This window comes from Streptococcus pseudopneumoniae (genome assembly GCF_001072375.1).
GTDB lineage: Bacteria > Bacillota > Bacilli > Lactobacillales > Streptococcaceae > Streptococcus > Streptococcus pseudopneumoniae_L.
Genome location: NZ_JVKV01000016.1, coordinates 1 through 16978, shown reverse-complemented (window position 1 = coordinate 16978; position 16978 = coordinate 1). Strand labels below are relative to the sequence as shown.

At 40.8% G+C, this 16978-nt stretch carries 18 protein-coding genes; 8 read left to right on the top strand and 10 right to left on the bottom strand.

Annotated features, from left to right (window positions below):
- Positions 1-2 precede the first annotated feature (2 nt).
- The 4 genes from ADH31_RS01105 (at position 3) to dtd (ending at position 4951) form a co-directional block, all read left to right on the top strand.
- On the top strand, positions 3-872 hold the full coding sequence (locus tag ADH31_RS01105) for a helix-turn-helix domain-containing protein (RefSeq protein ID WP_049508401.1): 870 nt from the start codon (positions 3-5) through the stop codon (positions 870-872).
- Positions 873-985: 113 nt separating this feature from the next.
- Positions 986-2116, top strand: coding sequence for an ABC transporter ATP-binding protein (locus tag ADH31_RS01100; protein WP_000229955.1), 1131 nt, complete (start codon positions 986-988; stop codon positions 2114-2116).
- Between the two features lie 144 nt (positions 2117-2260).
- On the top strand, positions 2261-4477 hold the full coding sequence (locus tag ADH31_RS01095; protein ID WP_001123766.1) for a RelA/SpoT family protein: 2217 nt from the start codon (positions 2261-2263) through the stop codon (positions 4475-4477).
- Between the two features lie 30 nt (positions 4478-4507).
- The gene (dtd, locus tag ADH31_RS01090) at positions 4508-4951 is read left to right on the top strand and encodes a D-aminoacyl-tRNA deacylase (RefSeq protein ID WP_000707054.1); all 444 of its coding nucleotides are present in this window, start codon (positions 4508-4510) and stop codon (positions 4949-4951) included.
- Positions 4952-4988: 37 nt separating this feature from the next.
- On the opposite strand, the gene ADH31_RS09640 is transcribed toward dtd, so the two are convergent.
- The 8 genes from ADH31_RS09640 to ADH31_RS01045 form a co-directional block, all read right to left on the bottom strand.
- Positions 4989-5402, bottom strand: a complete 414-nt coding sequence (locus ADH31_RS09640; protein WP_080980048.1) for a hypothetical protein — start codon at positions 5400-5402, stop codon at positions 4989-4991.
- 18 nt (positions 5403-5420) lie between these two features.
- The gene (locus ADH31_RS10180; RefSeq protein WP_049508398.1) at positions 5421-5834 is read right to left on the bottom strand and encodes a hypothetical protein; all 414 of its coding nucleotides are present in this window, start codon (positions 5832-5834) and stop codon (positions 5421-5423) included.
- A gap of 128 nt (positions 5835-5962) precedes the next feature.
- On the bottom strand, positions 5963-6673 hold the full coding sequence (locus ADH31_RS01070) for a nicotinamide mononucleotide transporter (RefSeq protein ID WP_162837407.1): 711 nt from the start codon (positions 6671-6673) through the stop codon (positions 5963-5965).
- Between the two features lie 119 nt (positions 6674-6792).
- Positions 6793-7443 carry a metal-dependent transcriptional regulator gene (locus tag ADH31_RS01065; protein ID WP_049508396.1) on the bottom strand — a complete coding sequence of 217 codons (651 nt, stop codon included), beginning with the start codon at positions 7441-7443 and terminating at the stop codon, positions 6793-6795.
- Between the two features lie 89 nt (positions 7444-7532).
- Complete coding sequence (gene tpx / locus ADH31_RS01060) at positions 7533-8027, bottom strand: thiol peroxidase (protein WP_049508395.1); 495 nt, start codon at positions 8025-8027, stop codon at positions 7533-7535.
- 117 nt (positions 8028-8144) lie between these two features.
- On the bottom strand, positions 8145-9074 hold the full coding sequence (locus ADH31_RS01055; protein WP_049508393.1) for a metal ABC transporter substrate-binding protein: 930 nt from the start codon (positions 9072-9074) through the stop codon (positions 8145-8147).
- Positions 9075-9105: 31 nt separating this feature from the next.
- The gene (locus tag ADH31_RS01050; protein WP_006148893.1) at positions 9106-9954 is read right to left on the bottom strand and encodes a metal ABC transporter permease; all 849 of its coding nucleotides are present in this window, start codon (positions 9952-9954) and stop codon (positions 9106-9108) included.
- On the bottom strand, positions 9951-10673 hold the full coding sequence (locus ADH31_RS01045; protein WP_006148892.1) for a metal ABC transporter ATP-binding protein: 723 nt from the start codon (positions 10671-10673) through the stop codon (positions 9951-9953). The genes ADH31_RS01050 and ADH31_RS01045 overlap by 4 nt, the downstream gene beginning before the upstream one ends.
- 180 nt (positions 10674-10853) lie before the next feature.
- Here ADH31_RS01045 and ADH31_RS01040 point away from each other — a divergent pair, with 180 nt between their 5' ends.
- Entirely contained in the window at positions 10854-12746 is a 1893-nt protein-coding gene (locus ADH31_RS01040; RefSeq protein ID WP_049508391.1) for a M13 family metallopeptidase, read from the top strand.
- Between the two features lie 40 nt (positions 12747-12786).
- On the opposite strand, the gene ADH31_RS01035 is transcribed toward ADH31_RS01040, so the two are convergent.
- Positions 12787-13416, bottom strand: coding sequence for an MBL fold metallo-hydrolase (locus ADH31_RS01035; RefSeq protein WP_049508389.1), 630 nt, complete (start codon positions 13414-13416; stop codon positions 12787-12789).
- 104 nt (positions 13417-13520) lie between these two features.
- A complete protein-coding gene (locus tag ADH31_RS01030) occupies positions 13521-14597 on the bottom strand; it encodes a DUF2974 domain-containing protein (protein ID WP_049508387.1) in 1077 nt (358 codons plus the stop codon).
- A gap of 95 nt (positions 14598-14692) precedes the next feature.
- Here ADH31_RS01030 and ADH31_RS01025 point away from each other — a divergent pair, with 95 nt between their 5' ends.
- From ADH31_RS01025 to ADH31_RS01015, 3 genes are all read left to right on the top strand, one after another.
- Positions 14693-15370, top strand: coding sequence for a response regulator transcription factor (locus ADH31_RS01025; protein ID WP_000548968.1), 678 nt, complete (start codon positions 14693-14695; stop codon positions 15368-15370).
- Positions 15363-16337 carry an ATP-binding protein gene (locus ADH31_RS01020; RefSeq protein ID WP_049508385.1) on the top strand — a complete coding sequence of 325 codons (975 nt, stop codon included), beginning with the start codon at positions 15363-15365 and terminating at the stop codon, positions 16335-16337. The genes ADH31_RS01025 and ADH31_RS01020 overlap by 8 nt, the downstream gene beginning before the upstream one ends.
- A 327-nt stretch (positions 16338-16664) precedes the next feature.
- Positions 16665-16978: ATP-binding cassette domain-containing protein (locus tag ADH31_RS01015; RefSeq protein ID WP_049508383.1), on the top strand; the 314-nt coding region annotated here is incomplete at its 3' end.

Here is a 16978-nt window from a genome sequence, read left to right as displayed (position 1 = left end):
AAATGATTGTAAAAGAATTACTAGATTGGTTTCCACAAGCTCAAATCGTAGACCAGCCAGTCGACAAGGAAGGCTATCTGACGCTTCCGGTATCCTCAAATCAGTGGGTTTTACTGGAAGAAGCTGGACTTAGCGAACGTGAAAAACAGTTGGTGGCTCTCTTAACTCAGCAGGAGCAAACGATCTCTCTCAATCCCTGGTATAGCTATTTGATAGAGGGCAAGGGGCAAGCACCGCAAAGCTTTAAAAAGCTACAAGTTGTCTATTGTCACCTTTCCTATTACCAACAGGAAAACCTGACCTCTTGGTTGGATATGATGAAAACCCTTTTTCCTAATTGCGAGACAGTGCTTCAGGTTGGAGCTCAGGATTACCTTTTTGTTCTCCAGCAGGACAAGTATACCTCGGTTCGCTCAATCTTGATGGATACCTTGGAAGCCGTAGAATACGACTTTGGGGTGCGTTTGTCCATCATGCTTGGTCAGGTATGGTCACAAACTGGACATCAGGCGCTGCCAGACTTGATCAAAGCAGAACGTGACTTGTTTAAAAACTGGTGGCGTCAAGGTCATCAAGGATTCCATACGTTTTCTCAGCTCTACCTTTGGAGTATGGGTGAAAAAATGGTGAATCTTGCTTTGATCAAAGATTATCTACACCAGATGATTTTGGATCAAGATCAGATTCAGGAAATCATCCTTTCACTGTGGGAAAACAGTGCAGTCCTGACTAAAACAGCACAGCAGCTCTATCTGCACCGCAATTCTCTCCAATACAAGATTGATAAGTGGGAAGAACTGACAGGACTGCAGTTGAAAGAATTGACTGATTTGACCTTGTGTTATCAGTTTATTTTACCAGATATAATCTAAAGTTTTGTGCAAGTTGCACAGAACTTTTTTATTTTTTTGGTCACCTTGCCATAGAAATGTAAAGCGTTTTCATCTATAATAAAACTATCAAATGACAAAAGGAGTTCACCGAAATGGTAGAATTAAATCTTAAAAATATTTACAAAAAATATCCAAATAGCGAACACTACTCAGTTGAAGATTTCAACTTGAACATCAAAGACAAAGAGTTCATCGTTTTCGTAGGACCTTCAGGATGTGGTAAATCAACTACACTTCGTATGATTGCAGGTCTTGAAGACATCACAGAAGGTACTGCATCTATCGATGGCGTGGTTGTCAACGACGTGGCTCCAAAAGACCGTGACATTGCCATGGTATTCCAAAACTACGCTCTTTACCCACACATGACTGTATACGATAACATGGCTTTTGGTTTGAAATTGCGTAAATACAGCAAAGAAGACATTGACAAACGTGTACAAGAAGCAGCTGAAATTCTTGGTTTGAAAGAATTCTTGGATCGTAAACCAGCTGACCTTTCAGGTGGTCAACGTCAACGTGTTGCCATGGGTCGTGCGATCGTCCGTGATGCAAAAGTATTCTTGATGGACGAACCTTTGTCAAACTTGGATGCTAAACTTCGTGTATCCATGCGTGCTGAAATTGCTAAAATCCACCGTCGTATCGGAGCTACAACTATCTACGTAACTCACGACCAAACAGAAGCGATGACACTTGCAGACCGTATCGTTATCATGTCAGCAACTAAAAACCCTGCTGGTACAGGTACTATCGGACGTGTTGAACAAATCGGTACTCCTCAAGAAGTTTACAAAAACCCAGTGAACAAATTCGTAGCAGGATTTATCGGAAGCCCAGCTATGAACTTCATCAACGTTAAATTGAATGGTGACCACATCGCTGCTGACGGATTTACTTTGAAAGTTCCAGAAGGTGCTTTGAAAGTTCTTCGTGAAAAAGGCTACGAAGGAAAAGAATTGATCTTCGGTATCCGTCCAGAAGACGTAAATGCAGAACCTGCTTTCCTTGAAACATTCCCAGAATCAGTTGTGAAAGCAACAATCTCTGTATCAGAATTGCTTGGTTCAGAATCTCACCTATACTGCCAAGTTGGTAAAGATGAATTCGTTGCAAAAGTTGACGCTCGTGACTACTTGCAAGCAGGTGCAACAGTTGAACTTGGATTTGACTTGAACAAAGCACACTTCTTCGACGTAGAAACTGAAAGAACAGTTTACTAAGATAGATTTTAAACAATGAGCACTACTAGAGTTTTTCTAGTAGTGTTTTTTTATCAAGTTTAGCAAACTCTTACATAATGGGCTTTACTAGTTTTCATATCCTCAAAAAAGTGTTAAAATGGTAGGAAGAATTGGAGAGTATGCATGCCGAAAGAAGTAATTTATTCAGGCGATGAAGTCGTCGCTTTAACGCAAAAATATTTATCGAAAGAAGATGTGGCTTTTGTACACAAGGCCTTGGTTTACGCTGTAGAATGCCATAGTGGCCAATATCGTAAATCAGGTGAGCCTTATATTATCCACCCTATTCAGGTAGCAGGTATCTTGGCTAAACTCAAGCTAGATGCTGTCACTGTTGCCTGTGGTTTTTTGCATGACGTGGTAGAAGACACAGATGCTACTTTAGATGACTTAGAACGCGAATTTGGTCACGATGTTCGAGTGATTGTAGATGGTGTTACCAAGCTTGGTAAGGTTGAGTATAAGTCTATCGAGGAGCAGCTGGCTGAGAATCATCGCAAGATGCTCATGGCTATGTCAGAAGATATCCGTGTTATCTTGGTCAAACTATCTGACCGCCTGCATAATATGCGCACCCTTAAGCACCTTCGTAAGGACAAGCAGGAACGTATTTCCAGAGAAACGATGGAAATCTATGCACCACTTGCTCACCGTCTGGGGATTTCAAGTGTGAAGTGGGAACTGGAAGATCTCTCTTTCCGTTATCTCAATCCAACTGAATTTTACAAGATTAGTCACATGATGAAGGAAAAACGTCAAGAGCGTGAAGCCTTGGTCGATGAAGTTGTGACGAAACTCGAGGAATACTCATCTGAGCGCCATCTTACAGGAAAAATCTACGGTCGTCCAAAGCATATCTACTCTATCTATCGCAAGATGCAGGACAAGAAAAAACGCTTTGAGGAGATCTATGACCTGATTGCTATTCGTTGTATCCTAGACACTCAGAGTGATGTCTATGCGATGTTGGGCTACGTTCATGAGCTTTGGAAACCGATGCCGGGACGTTTTAAAGACTATATTGCCAATCGTAAGGCCAATGGTTACCAGTCTATCCATACGACTGTTTATGGACCAAAAGGGCCGATTGAGTTCCAGATTCGTACTAAGGAGATGCACGAGGTTGCTGAGTACGGGGTTGCGGCTCACTGGGCTTACAAAAAAGGAATCAAGGGTCAGGTTAATAGCAAGGAATCTGCTATTGGAATGAACTGGATCAAGGAGATGATGGAGCTCCAAGATCAAGCAGATGATGCCAAGGAATTTGTGGATACTGTCAAGGAAAACTATCTGGCTGAGGAGATTTATGTCTTTACTCCAGATGGGGCGGTTCGTTCACTTCCAAAAGATTCAGGTCCGATTGACTTTGCTTATGAAATTCATACAAAGATTGGGGAAAAAGCGACTGGTGCCAAGGTTAATGGCCGCATGGTTCCATTGACGACCAAGTTAAAAACGGGTGACCAGGTTGAAATCATCACTAATCCAAATTCATTTGGACCAAGCCGTGACTGGCTCAATATGGTCAAGACCAGCAAGGCACGCAATAAAATTCGTCAGTTTTTTAAAAACCAAGACAAAGAATTGTCCATCAATAAAGGCCGTGAATTGCTGATTAGTCAGCTCCAAGAAAATGGCTATGTGGCCAATAAATTTATGGACAAACGCCACATGGATGAAGTCCTTCAAAAAACCAGCTACAAGACAGAGGAAGCGCTATTTGCTGCGATTGGTTTTGGAGAAATCGGAGCCATCACTGTCTTTAACCGTTTGACTGAGAAGGAACGTCGTGAAGAAGAGCGTGCCAAAGCTAAGGCAGAAGCTGAAGAACTGGTCAAGGGTGGCGAAGTCAAGGTGGAGAACAAGGACACGCTTAAGGTTAAGCATGAGGGTGGAGTAGTCATCCAAGGTGCTTCTGGGCTCTTGATCCGGATTGCCAAATGTTGTAACCCTGTTCCAGGTGATGATATCGTCGGCTATATTACAAAAGGACGTGGAGTTGCCATCCACCGTGTGGACTGTATGAACCTTCGTTCACAGGAAAACTACGAACAACGTCTACTAGATGTTGAATGGGAAGACCAATTCTCAAGTAAGGAATATATGGCTCATATTGACATCTATGGACTCAACCGTTCTGGTCTATTGAATGATATCTTGCAAGTCCTATCAAATACAACTAAGAATATCTCAACAGTTAATGCCCAACCAACCAAGGATATGAAATTTGCTAATATCCATGTTTCCTTTGGAATTTCAAATCTTTCAATGCTGACCACCGTAGTTGATAAGATTAAGAGTGTACCAGAAGTCTACTCGGTTAAACGTACCAATGGTTAAGTTGGCTTGATATCATCAGAAAGGATTGCTATGAAAATTGTCGTTCAGCGTGTCAAGAAAGCTCAAGTTTCTATTGAAGGTCAAGTATATGGGAAAATCCAGCAGGGGCTCTTACTCTTAGTAGGTGTTGGACCTGAGGATCAAAAAGAAGATTTGGATTATGCAGTCAGAAAGCTTGTCAATATGCGGATTTTCTCAGATGCTGAAGGCAAGATGAACTTATCGGTTAAGGATATTCAAGGCCAAATCCTCTCCATCTCTCAGTTTACTCTGTTTGCAGATACCAAAAAAGGCAATCGTCCAGCCTTTACAGGCGCTGCTAAACCGGATATGGCGGAAGCTTTCTATCAAGAATTTAACCAAGAACTAGCCAAGGAAGTTCCTGTTGAGACAGGAGTCTTTGGAGCAGATATGCAGGTGGAACTGGTCAATGATGGCCCAGTAACCATCATCCTTGACACCAAAAATAGATAAGAAAAACCAAGCTCGCGGGCTTGGTTTTTCTTATCTATCACAAAATATTCCAAAATGAAATGGGTTCTTGATAGGCTTGGGGGAAGTCTCTTTTCAGGCTTTGGCAGGTGCGATAGGAAGGGATGAGATATCCTAGGATGAGGAGACTTCCCTGAAGGAAAAGTGGGATACCACTTAAAAACAGCAAGGAGAGAATTATCAGGTTATCCCATAGGAGGATTTGTAAGGCAAAACGCCAGAATCTCGATCTAATCTGGGAATAGAGTTGACTAAAGTGGTCACAAAGTTGGTTGGAAAGATAGGTAAACAGCACAGGGTGAAAGAAGATGAGCCAACCATTGTAAATCAAAATCCAATCCCAAGTGAGCCCCTCTTTAAATGTCAAAAATGCCAGCATGATTCCATCGATGATGAGGAGTTGAATGGTTTTGATGTAGATGATTTTTTTCATGATAAAACCTTTTTTTCCTTAGAGACACTCCCACAAAGGGATATGTTTGTCATAAAAGTCTGGATAGTTTTCTCTTAGGTGGCTAGCCGTTATATAATAAAAAGTAGAATGACAGGAAGTAAAGACTGGAGTAAGAGAGTAAAAATGTTGAGGGCCAGTGATGGCTAAAAAGACAAATAATAGTAGGTCAGCGGAGAGAATCTCTAAGTAGTAAAGGCGAATTTTTTTGTTCATCTGAGGATAAATCTCAGAGAAATGTTTTTTGAGTCGATTGACCAAGCGAAATAGCAGTAGTCCTTGAGCAAGGATGAAAATGAAGCAAAAAATCAGGCCTCTCTCCAAAGAAAGTTCGTATCGGGGTCTGAAAGTTACCAACAGTAGCAAATCGCTGACTACGATGGCTGTAAAATGGATTCTAAAGAGATTTTTCATAAGATGACCTCCCTCTTTTATCTAGCTTCATTCTACTCCAAAAGAATGGGAGTTACAAGTAAAATGATAAAAAATTTTAGTAAGGAGATTCTATTAAGTCGGCTTGCTTTCTTTATTTGAGTTTCCTTCTATTTTTCCACTTCTTCATCATTCCAGACAAATAAAGCTCCGATTGCATTGAGGATATAAAAAATGTATTTTCCGATATTGGCAAAGTTTCCTTGAATGCCAGCCTTTGTCAGCTGAACGAAATTGTAAATCAACCAAAATCCCCACTGAGTTGTCAGTTTCAATGCATTCAAAGCATTGGCAATGAGGGAGAGTGCAAAGGCAATAGTTGTTACGTAGGCAAGGAGATTCATCTTTCCTCCATAGCCGATATAGTTGGTCATAAATGCAAAGAGGAAGGCGATGATTGAAATGATGATGGTAGCTAATTTTATCTGTTTTTGGCTCATTTGGTTGGGTCTGCCTTCTTGCGAAGCTTCCCATTTCTTAATAGCAAAGGTATAAATGAGGAAGGTGACAGGATAGGTGATAATGGCTGCCTTATTTCCAAGGATATAGTCAATGGTGCCGGACAAAATCGTATTGACAATGCCAAAGTAATTTCCCCATTTGCTTAATTTTCCCGTGAAACGAGTGGACAACATGGAAATCCCAACGTTGGTTACGGAAATCAATCCAAAGGGCACAAGGGCAGTCCATGGACCCCAGTTTACGAATTTATCGAGACGGGAGTTGAGGTAACCAGATGCGATCGCAATTCCAACGACCAGAGCAACCCCAAAGAGGTCAAACCATTTGGATGTCGCAAAAATTTTTAGTGATTTTTTCATAGGTTAAAATATCTTTCTTTTTTTTTACAAACATTCTACAACAAAATGAGAGTAACATCAAATGCTAGAAATAAAACCCTGAAAATCAAGCTTTCAGGGTTGGTAGGGGACTTGAGAAATTAGTTCATTTTTTCAACATAGAGTTGTTTAGCGATTTCGAGGCTGACTTGGAGTTCTTCATTCTTGTGAATCAGAGTGAAGGTATTAGAGAAGCCATCAAACTGTTGAACTTGGAGTTTGTCTCCGATATTGATAGCATGTTTTTCCAGATATTTTAGGAGATCAAAACTATCGTGAACGCGAGTCAGGAGATAGGTTCCAGCTTCTTTGGTTTCTGATAGTGGTAGGTTGTTGATTTCAACCAAAAGCTCTCCTTTAGCAGGAATGGTACCACCATGAGGGCAGGTCTTTGGGAAACCTAGCATTCTTTCTAATCTCTCTACAAAAAAGTCTGAAACGGTATGTTCTAATACTTCAGCTTCCTCATGAATTTGGTCACTGGTATAGTCTAGATGGTGGACCAGAAAAACCTCAATCAGACGATGTTTACGATAAAGTTCTGATACAAGTGTTAGACCAATATCGGTTAGCAAGTATCCTTTTTTCTTATCTTTTAAGATGAGATTTTCAGACTGCATGCGCTTGATCATCTCGGTTACCGCAGGAGGTGATACCTGCATCCGAGCAGCGATTTCTTTATTGGTAATCTTAGGAACTTCCATGCCAATCTCATAAATACATTTTAAGTAATCTTCTTTATTTGGTGTCATTCGCATTTCCTTGTTTATTATCTCCATCTAGTATACCAAAAAAAGCTAGATTTCTCTAGCTTTCTGCCTTGTTATAAGTGGTCTTTCTTTTAGTCAAGCGACTTTGCTGCTTCAATGGCTGCTTCAAAGTTTGGCTCGGAATTGATATTGTCCACATACTCAACATAGCGTATGATATTGTCAGTATCGAGAACAAAAACCGCGCGTGCGAGCAGATGCCATTCATTGATTAAGAGGGCGTAATCTCGTCCAAAGGAGTGGTCGAAGTAGTCTGAAAGCATGATAGCATTTTCAATTCCTTCTGCCCCACACCAACGTTTTTGAGCGAATGGAAGATCCATAGAAACAGTGAGGACAACAGTGTTTTCTAAGCTGGCCAATTCTTGGTTAAATCGACGAGTCTGAAGTGAGCAGATGCCGGTGTCAATAGAAGGAATGACACTCAAAATCTTTTTCTTACCATCAAAGTCAGCCAGTGATTTTTTAGAAAGGTCAGTTGTTGTTAGAGAGAAGTCAAGAGCCTTGTCTCCTACTTGTAGTTGTTTTCCTGTAAAAGTTACAGGATTTCCAAGGAATGTAGTCATAAGCTACTCCAATCTTTTTTCTTTCATTTTACATTGAAACGTCAGATTTTCCCAATAATTTGACCGGAATTTGAATCAAAAAACGCCAATTCAAGGAGAATGACGTTTTTTAAATTTTTATTTTGCCAATCCTTCAGCAATCTTTTCAAGGTTGTATTTCATCATGTTGTAGTAGCTGTCGCCTTCTTTACCTTCTTCAGCGATTGAGTCCGTAAAGATTTGAGCATAGATTGGGATGTTTGTGTCTTTAGAAACAGTCTTCATTGGACGATCATCGACACTGGATTCAACAAAGAGTGATGGAACTTTCATTTGGCGAAGTTTTTCAACCAAAGTCTTGATTTGGTCAGGTGTTCCTTCTTCTTCAGTGTTGATTTCCCAAATGTAGGCACTTGGGACACCGTAAGCTTTAGAGAAGTATTTGAAGCATCCTTCGCTTGTTACGATGAGTTTCTTGTCAGCAGGGATGTTGTTAAATTTCTCCTTAGCTTCCTTGTCAAGCTTGTCTAGTTTTTCAGTATATTCTTTGAGATTTTTTTCGTAGAATTCCTTGTTGCTAGGGTCTTTAGCGCTCAATTGTTTGGCGATATTTTTAGCAAAAATCATACCGTTTTCAAGGTTAAGCCAAGCGTGTGGGTCTTCTTTACCTTTTTCATTTTGACCTTCAAGGTAGATAACATCAACGCCTTCGCTGACTGCAAAGTAGTCTTTGTTTTCAGTTTTCTTAGCATTTTCTACCAATTTTGTAAACCAAGCATTTCCACCTGTTTCAAGGTTGATACCGTTATAGAAAATCAAATCAGCCTCAGAAGTTTTCTTGACGTCTTCAGGAAGCGGTTCGTATTCGTGCGGGTCTTGACCAACAGGAACGATACTGTGAAGATCAATCTTGTCACCAGCAATATTTTTAGTAATATCAGCGATGATTGAGTTTGTAGCAACAACTTTTAGTTTTTGACCAGAAGCTGCATCTTTTTTTCCGCTAGCACATGCTACAAGGGCAATGACGGAAAGAAAAAGAACGAACAATGTACCTAATTTTTTCATTAGATCCTCCAATTTATTGGGGCTTTACCCCTTATTTTAACAAATGTTTATTTTTCAGTTTCAAATATCGTTGTTTTGGAGCGATAAAGAAGCTAATGAGAAAGAAACTAGCAGCTGTGAGCACGATACTAGAACCTGCCGCAACGTTAAAGCTATAACCGATAAAGAGTCCCAAAACTGAAGCAGTAGCTCCAAAGGTTGAGGAAAGGAAAATCATGCTTTTCAGGCTATTAGCATAAAGATAAGCTGTTGCAGCTGGTGTAATCAGCATGGCTACAATCAGGATAGTTCCGACACTTTGCATGGCTGTCACAGACACGAGAGTTAGGAGTACCATGAGTAAGTAGTGATAGAAATTGACAGGCATTCCCATGGCTTTAGCCAAGAGTTCATCAAAGGACGTTATCAAGAGTTGCTTGAAGAAAATCCAGATTAACAAGAGAATGGCTGCCCCTACACCCATAGTAATAAACATATCTGTATCTTGAACAGCAAGAATATTACCAAAAAGGATATGGAAAAGGTCAGTTGAACTTTTAGCGACACTAATCAAGATGATACCGAGGGCTAAGAAAGAAGAAAAGGTAATGCCGATGGCGGTATCGCTTTTGACAATCGAGTTTCCCTTGATGTAGGTAATGATGATAGCAGCTAGCAGTCCAAAGACAATGGCTCCGATAAAGAAGTCAATGCCCAAGATGAAGGAGAGGGCTACACCTGGTAAGACAGCATGTGAAATGGCATCTCCCATGAGTGACATCCCACGTAGAATGATGAAACATCCTACAGCTCCAGCTACGACCCCGATAACAATAGCTGTTATCAAGGCATTTTGTAAGAAATGGAATTTTTGCAATCCATCGATAAATTCTGCAATCATAGGTCACCTCCATTGAAAAAGAGTCGATTACCGTAAGCTTCTTTGAGATTGGCTTGGGTAAAGGTTTCTTTGGTCGGACCAAAAGCAATCACTTCTCGATTGACAAGCAAGACTTGATCGAAGTAGTTGGGAACCTTGCTGAGGTCGTGGTGAACGATGAGAACCGTCTTCCCAGCTTTTTTCAGATCTCTCAGCGTATTCATGATGATTTCCTCACTGACTGAGTCAATCCCAACAAAGGGTTCATCTAAGAGGATATAGTCGGCTTCCTGCACCAAACATCTGGCAATCAAGACCCGCTGGAACTGACCTCCAGACAGTTGACTGATTTGACGTTCAGCGTAGTCAGCTAGGTCGACGATTTCAAGGGCCTCTTGCACTTTCTTCCAATGTTTAGCATTTAAACTTCGAAAGAGAGGAATAGAGGGAAATAGTCCTAACGAGACGCATTCCTTGACCTTGATGGGAAAGTTGTAGTCAATATGAATTTTTTGCTCGACATAGGCAACTCGATGTAAGGATTTTTTAACTTCCTTGTCATCGAGAAATGCCTGACCTTGATGTGGGATAATTCCCAGCATACCTTTTAATAATGTTGATTTCCCAGCGCCGTTTGGACCGATGATTCCGGTAATCGTTGGTCCTTGGAGCACTAGTGAAATATCCTTTAGTGCCAACGTTTCTTTGTAGGAGACACTGAGGTTTTCGATACGTATCATACAGTTGTATTCCTCCTGGATTTTAATATACCTTAATTTTATTTTTAAGTCAAGTTAATTTTGGTAAAAATTTAAAATATTAATGATGAAATCAAATAGGAGGAGGCGGCATTTTTAATTGCATTCCCAAGGGATTTTTGCTAAGCTAAGAATAAGTGAAATTAGGAAAGCGAGAACAAGATGACACGTTATCAAGATGATTTTTATGATGCCATAAATGGTGAGTGGGAAAAGACTGCTGTTATTCCAGCAGATAAATCGAGAACAGGTGGTTTTATCGACCTTGACGAAGAAATTGAAGAGTTGATGCTAACGACGACAGACAAGTGGTTGGCAGGAGAAGATGTGCCAGAAGATGCTATCTTGGCAAATTTTGTCAAGTACCATAGTATGGTCAGAGATTTCGATAAGCGAGAAGCAGATGGAATTGAACCAGTCCTTCCTTTATTGAAGGAATACCAGAATTTAGAAAGTTTTGCGGATTTCGCAAGTAAACTAGCAGCATTTGAATTAGCTGGTAAACCAAACTTCCTTCCATTTGGAGTATCACCAGACTTTATGGATGCTAGAACCAATGTTCTCTGGGCTAGTGCTCCAGGAACTATCTTGCCTGACACAACCTACTATGCGGAAGACCATCCTCAGCGTGAGGAATTATTGAACCTTTGGAAAGAAAGTACTTCTAATCTCCTCAAAGCCTATAACTTCTCAGATGAAGAAATCGAAGACTTGCTAGAGAAACGATTGGAATTGGACCGCCGTATCGCAGCAGTAGTCCTCTCTAATGAAGAAAGTTCAGAATATGCTAAACTCTACCATCCATATTCTTATGAAGATTTCAAAAAGTTTGCTCCTGCACTTCCTTTAGATGATTTTTTCCAAGCGGTGATTGGACAAACACCAGACAAGATTATCGTAGATGAAGAACGTTTCTGGCAAGCAGCAGAGCAATTCTATAGTGAAGAAGCTTGGCCTTTGCTCAAGGCAGGCTTGATCTTAGGTGTAGTCAATCTTTCAACGAGCTATTTGACAGATGAGATTCGTATCTTGTCAGGTGCCTACGGACGAGCTCTTTCAGGAGTTCCAGAGGCTCAAGACAAACGCAAGGCAGCTTACCACTTAGCGCAAGGACCATTCAAACAAGCCCTTGGCCTTTGGTATGCCCACGAAAAATTCTCTCCAGAAGCAAAGGCGGATGTTGAGAAAAAAGTGGCAACTATGATTGATGTTTATAAGGAACGCTTGGCCAAAAACGACTGGCTCACTCCTGAAACACGAGAAAAAGCTATCGTCAAACTCAATGTCATCAAGCCTTATATCGGTTACCCAGAAGAATTGCCAGCTCGTTACAAGGACAAGGTAGTAGACGAAAACGCTAGCCTCTTTGAGAATGCCCTATCCTTTGCGCGTGTAGAAATCAAACACAGCTGGAGTAAGTGGAATCAGCCAGTAGACTACAAGGAGTGGGGCATGCCTGCTCACATGGTCAATGCTTACTACAATCCACAAAAGAACTTGATTGTTTTTCCAGCCGCTATCTTACAGGCGCCATTCTATGACTTGCATCAGTCATCTTCTGCCAACTATGGTGGTATCGGAGCAGTTATTGCCCATGAAATTTCTCACGCCTTTGATACTAATGGAGCTTCCTTTGATGAAAATGGAAGTCTCAAGGATTGGTGGACTGAGAGCGACTATGCAGCCTTTAAAGAGAAAACGCAGAAGGTTATCGACCAGTTTGATGGTCAGGAATCTTACGGAGCAACCATTAACGGGAAGCTAACTGTATCAGAAAACGTTGCGGACTTAGGAGGAATAGCTGCAGCGCTAGAAGCTGCCAAGAGAGAACCTGACTTCTCAGCTGAAGAATTCTTCCATAACTTTGCGCGTATCTGGCGTATGAAAGGCCGTCCAGAGTTGATGAAACTCATGGCTAGCGTTGACGTGCACGCGCCAGCTAAACTCCGTGTCAATGTCCAAGTGCCAAACTTCGATGACTTCTTTACGACCTATGATGTTAAAGAAGGCGACGGCATGTGGCGTTCACCAGAAGATCGTGTGATTATTTGGTAATCAAAAAACCAAGGATCAAACATCCTTGGTTTTTAGTTTGCTAGAAAAATGGATTAAAGGTTTTTTCGTGAGCGATGGTCGTAGCAGGTCCGTGTCCAGGATAGACATCGTAGTTTGGGAGAGTGAAGAGCTGGGTTTGGATACTATGAAGGAGTTGTTCCATGCTACCTGTAGGTAGGTCTGTTCGGCCAATGGTTTCTCGGAAAAGAGCATCTCCTGTTATGACTAGTTGGGCATCAGGAAAGACAAAGGATACTCCACCGATAGAGTGGCCTGGAGTTGGAAGTACCGTAAAACGAAACTCCTCAATCTGGTATTCTTCATGAAAGACAAAGGTGTGTTCAGCTGGTTTACATACGACATCTGCCATATCGTCGTGTCGAGGAAGGCCAGAAAGATTATTAACAGGAGTATAGAGCCAAGATGCTTCACTTTCTGCCACATACACTGGAGGATTTCCAAAAGTATCTCTGACCAAGTCCAGACTCATAATATGATCGTAGTGGGTGTGGGTCAGGAGAATCGCACAGACCGGTTTATTGATGGTCTCGATAGTCTTGCGAATGGCCTCCCAATGGCTACCAGGATCGACTACAATCAGGTGTTGCTCCCCTTCAAGATAATAAGTATTTTCATAGGCGACAGGATTCACAGTTTTATGAATTTTCATAGGATTTCCTCTTTCAAAGATTTACAGTTTCTAGTATAACACAGAAGCACAAAATAAGGAATCAACAAAAGAGTCCCTCCATAAAGGAAGGGACTTTTAACTTTTTAAAAATGTTTTTTCCAGGCTTGGAAGCGTGCATCCAGCAGGAGTTGTGTCAGATTTTTTAAGATTTCGACTTGCTCGGGCTCCAATGTCTGAGCTTGAGAAACAAGTTGTCGAACATGGTCAATAGCATTTTTAGAAGACAGTTCATTAATGGAGCTAATTCCAGATTCTAGGATGGTTCCAAAAAAGAGATCGAAGTAGAGCTCCAATTCCTCATCGGGAACACTATCCACCCATTCTTTGAGAGTGTCTTTAATTTGGAGACTCTCGCTACTGATGGCCTCTAGTTGGACAAAGTGATTATCATCAGTTTGCCAACTAAAGGTGCTGTGTTGGGCGATTCCTCCGAGAGCCGTAGATTTGACGACGGTAGGAGTATCAGGAACTTCCAGCATCATGCCGATGACAGAACCTTGTGGGACGAAACGGTGAACTTTTGGAATAACATCTTGATAACCAGTGGTCTCAGTCAGATGAGCCTGCAAACCAGGGGCATCATAGGTATAAACTGCAGATATCTTGTCTTGCAATTCAGGTCGAATTTGACTGGCAGCATAGACGGCTAGATTTCCACCTTTAGAATGTCCAGCAACCATTACTTTTTGTTTTGGATGCTGAGTAAAGAATTCTTCCAAGTATTCAAGAGCATGTTTTTGGGCAGGGATTTCCTTCATGTAGGTCATGTGGAAATCTTCCTTCCAACCAATAATACTATCGTCTGTACCTCGAAAGACAATCAGATAAGTATCTAAATCAAGGCGATAGGTCATAGCAGCGAACTGTTTCTGTTGCTCCGTATCAATCTCGTTAATAAAGTTAGAGAGTTTGCTATTTTTAAAACGTTTGTGCTGGGATAACTGATCGAGGAGTTGAAGACGTTCTTTATTGGTCAACATGGTGCTTTCTCGAGGGACACGTGTTGCGACATCGCTTAAACGATTGACAGGCTGGTCCAATAGGTTATCAAAAGAAAGATAGGTCAACTCAGTCAGAGCAAGTATATCCAGTTCATTTAAGGGAAGATCATAAAAAGAATCGTATTGAACATCAGTTAGGTAGTCAAAAATATTGGCCATGGGAACTCCTTTCTTAACTTTTATCTTATCAGATTTACATCAATTTCGCTAGTAGTGAGGAGAATTTTGCTATAATATAGAAAAAGGAGGAGCAGATGCATAAGATTTTACTAGTAGAAGATGATCCAGTTATCCGTCAACAAGTTGGGAAAATGCTCTCTGAATGGGGATTTGAGGTAGTCATGGTAGAAGACTTCATGGAAGTTCTAACACTATTTGTTCAGTCTGAGCCTCATCTGGTTCTCATGGATATCGGCTTGCCTCTCTTTAATGGCTATCACTGGTGCCAGGAAATTCGCAAGATTTCTAAAGTTCCCATTATGTTTCTGTCTTCGAGAGACCAGGCTATGGACATTGTGATGGCCATTAATATGGGGGCGGATGACTTTGTAACCAAACCTTTTGACCAGCAGGTTCTTTTAGCCAAGGTACAGGGCTTATTGCGTCGTTCCTATGAGTTTGGACGGGATGAAAGTCTCTTAGAGTATGCTGGAGTTATCCTCAATACCAAGTCTATGGATGTGCATGTCAATGGCAAAGCTATCAGTTTAACCAAGAATGAATTTCAGATTTTACGTGTCTTATTTGAGCATGCGGGAAATATCGTAGCGCGTGACGATTTGATGCGGGAGCTCTGGAATAGTGACTTTTTTATCGATGATAATACCTTGTCCGTAAATGTCGCGCGCTTGCGCAAGAAATTGGAGGAAGAAGGTTTGATTGGTTTTATCGAAACCAAGAAAGGAATAGGGTACGGATTGAAACATGCTTGATTTTAAAAGTTATTTTCTAGCTTATATCCGTTCGCGTAGCCGTTTTTTCGTGTTTATTCTCTTACTTACAGGTTTACTTTTTCTCTTTGAGGTCTTATTTGATAACCAAGTGCCCTACTTTAACTATTTCTTCTTTCTATCTACCTTTTTGACACTTTTGTTTTTGGTCTATGATTTCTTGATAGAATTGCAACGATATCGTAAGGAATTGTTTTACGGAAAAAGAGAAGCCAAGTCACCAATGGAGGCCCTACTAACTGAAAAACTAGAGAAAAGTGAAGAAGAACTCTATCAAAAGAAATCAGATGCGGAAAATCGCTATAATGATTTGGTGGACTACTATACTCTCTGGGTGCATCAGATAAAAACACCCATTTCAGCCAGTAAACTTCTCGTGAGTGAGGTGGAAGATCGCCAACTAAAACAACAGTTGGAACAGGAAATTTTTAAGATTGATTCCTATACAAACCTCGTTCTCCAATACCTACGCTTAGAGAGCTTCCATGACGATCTGGTGTTGAAGAAAGAAAATGTGGAGGATTTGGTCAAGGAAGTCATTCGCAAATATGCCATTTTCTTTATCCAGAAAGGATTAAGTGTTAATCTGCATGACTTGGATAGAAGCATTGTGACGGATAAAAAATGGCTGTTAGTAGTTATTGAACAAATCCTTTCAAATAGCCTCAAATACACAAATGAAGGTGGAATTGAGATCTATATGGAAGATCAAGAACTTTGCATCAAAGATACTGGGATTGGCATTAAAAACAGTGATCAATTGCGAGTTTTTGAACGCGGATTTTCAGGCTACAATGGTCGCATGACCCAGCAGTCATCTGGTCTTGGACTCTACTTGACCCAAAAAATCACCCAAGAATTAGGACATCAAATCCGTATTGAATCTGAACTTGGTCAAGGTACGATTGTGCGTATCAAGTTTTCAGAAGTAAACCTACTGATCGAATGAAAAGAATTGCTAAGAGCTTGGAAGAATCCTTTCAGGCTCTTCTTTAGACCTTGTTATGGTAAGAAAATAGGTTTCAATCAGATAAAAAATTTTAATCTTACAAAAATGTAAGATTAAAGCTCCATTTGTAAGGTTATGTTATGGCAAGTCCTCTTTATTTGGAGTAAACTTATAGCATAAAGATAAAGGAGCGAAACTATGAAAAATATTTTACAAAAGAAACATACTAGTAAACCAAGTCCAAAAGAGATCGAGCGAGTTCAGCTCGGTTGCGCTATTATGCAGGCTCAGTTTCAACTAATGGGATATTAAAAAGGAGAAGTTAAAATGACACTATTAGATGTAAAACACGTTCAAAAGATTTATAAAACTCGCTTTCAAGGCAACCAAGTAGAAGCCCTGAAAGATATTCACTTTACCGTTGAAAAAGGCGACTACGTTGCTATCATGGGTGAGTCTGGTTCTGGTAAATCAACCCTACTCAATATTCTTGCTATGCTTGACAAGCCAACGCGTGGGCAGGTCTTCCTAAACGGAACTGACACAGCTACCATTAAAAATTCTGAAGCATCAAGCTTCCGTCGTGAAAAATTAGGCTTTGTCTTCCAAGACTTCAATTTGTTAGATACGCTTTCTGTTAA

Coding starts and splice junctions, on each gene's coding strand:
- ADH31_RS01105 (WP_049508401.1), top strand. CDS start 3: ATGATTGTAAAAGAATTACTAGATTGGTTTCCACAAGCTCAAATCGTA.
- ADH31_RS01100 (WP_000229955.1), top strand. CDS start 986: ATGGTAGAATTAAATCTTAAAAATATTTACAAAAAATATCCAAATAGC.
- ADH31_RS01095 (WP_001123766.1), top strand. CDS start 2,261: ATGCCGAAAGAAGTAATTTATTCAGGCGATGAAGTCGTCGCTTTAACG.
- dtd (WP_000707054.1), top strand. CDS start 4,508: ATGAAAATTGTCGTTCAGCGTGTCAAGAAAGCTCAAGTTTCTATTGAA.
- ADH31_RS09640 (WP_080980048.1), bottom strand. CDS start 5,402: ATGAAAAAAATCATCTACATCAAAACCATTCAACTCCTCATCATCGAT.
- ADH31_RS10180 (WP_049508398.1), bottom strand. CDS start 5,834: ATGAAAAATCTCTTTAGAATCCATTTTACAGCCATCGTAGTCAGCGAT.
- ADH31_RS01070 (WP_162837407.1), bottom strand. CDS start 6,673: ATGAAAAAATCACTAAAAATTTTTGCGACATCCAAATGGTTTGACCTC.
- ADH31_RS01065 (WP_049508396.1), bottom strand. CDS start 7,443: ATGACACCAAATAAAGAAGATTACTTAAAATGTATTTATGAGATTGGC.
- tpx (WP_049508395.1), bottom strand. CDS start 8,027: ATGACTACATTCCTTGGAAATCCTGTAACTTTTACAGGAAAACAACTA.
- ADH31_RS01055 (WP_049508393.1), bottom strand. CDS start 9,074: ATGAAAAAATTAGGTACATTGTTCGTTCTTTTTCTTTCCGTCATTGCC.
- ADH31_RS01050 (WP_006148893.1), bottom strand. CDS start 9,954: ATGATTGCAGAATTTATCGATGGATTGCAAAAATTCCATTTCTTACAA.
- ADH31_RS01045 (WP_006148892.1), bottom strand. CDS start 10,673: ATGATACGTATCGAAAACCTCAGTGTCTCCTACAAAGAAACGTTGGCA.
- ADH31_RS01040 (WP_049508391.1), top strand. CDS start 10,854: ATGACACGTTATCAAGATGATTTTTATGATGCCATAAATGGTGAGTGG.
- ADH31_RS01035 (WP_049508389.1), bottom strand. CDS start 13,416: ATGAAAATTCATAAAACTGTGAATCCTGTCGCCTATGAAAATACTTAT.
- ADH31_RS01030 (WP_049508387.1), bottom strand. CDS start 14,597: ATGGCCAATATTTTTGACTACCTAACTGATGTTCAATACGATTCTTTT.
- ADH31_RS01025 (WP_000548968.1), top strand. CDS start 14,693: ATGCATAAGATTTTACTAGTAGAAGATGATCCAGTTATCCGTCAACAA.
- ADH31_RS01020 (WP_049508385.1), top strand. CDS start 15,363: ATGCTTGATTTTAAAAGTTATTTTCTAGCTTATATCCGTTCGCGTAGC.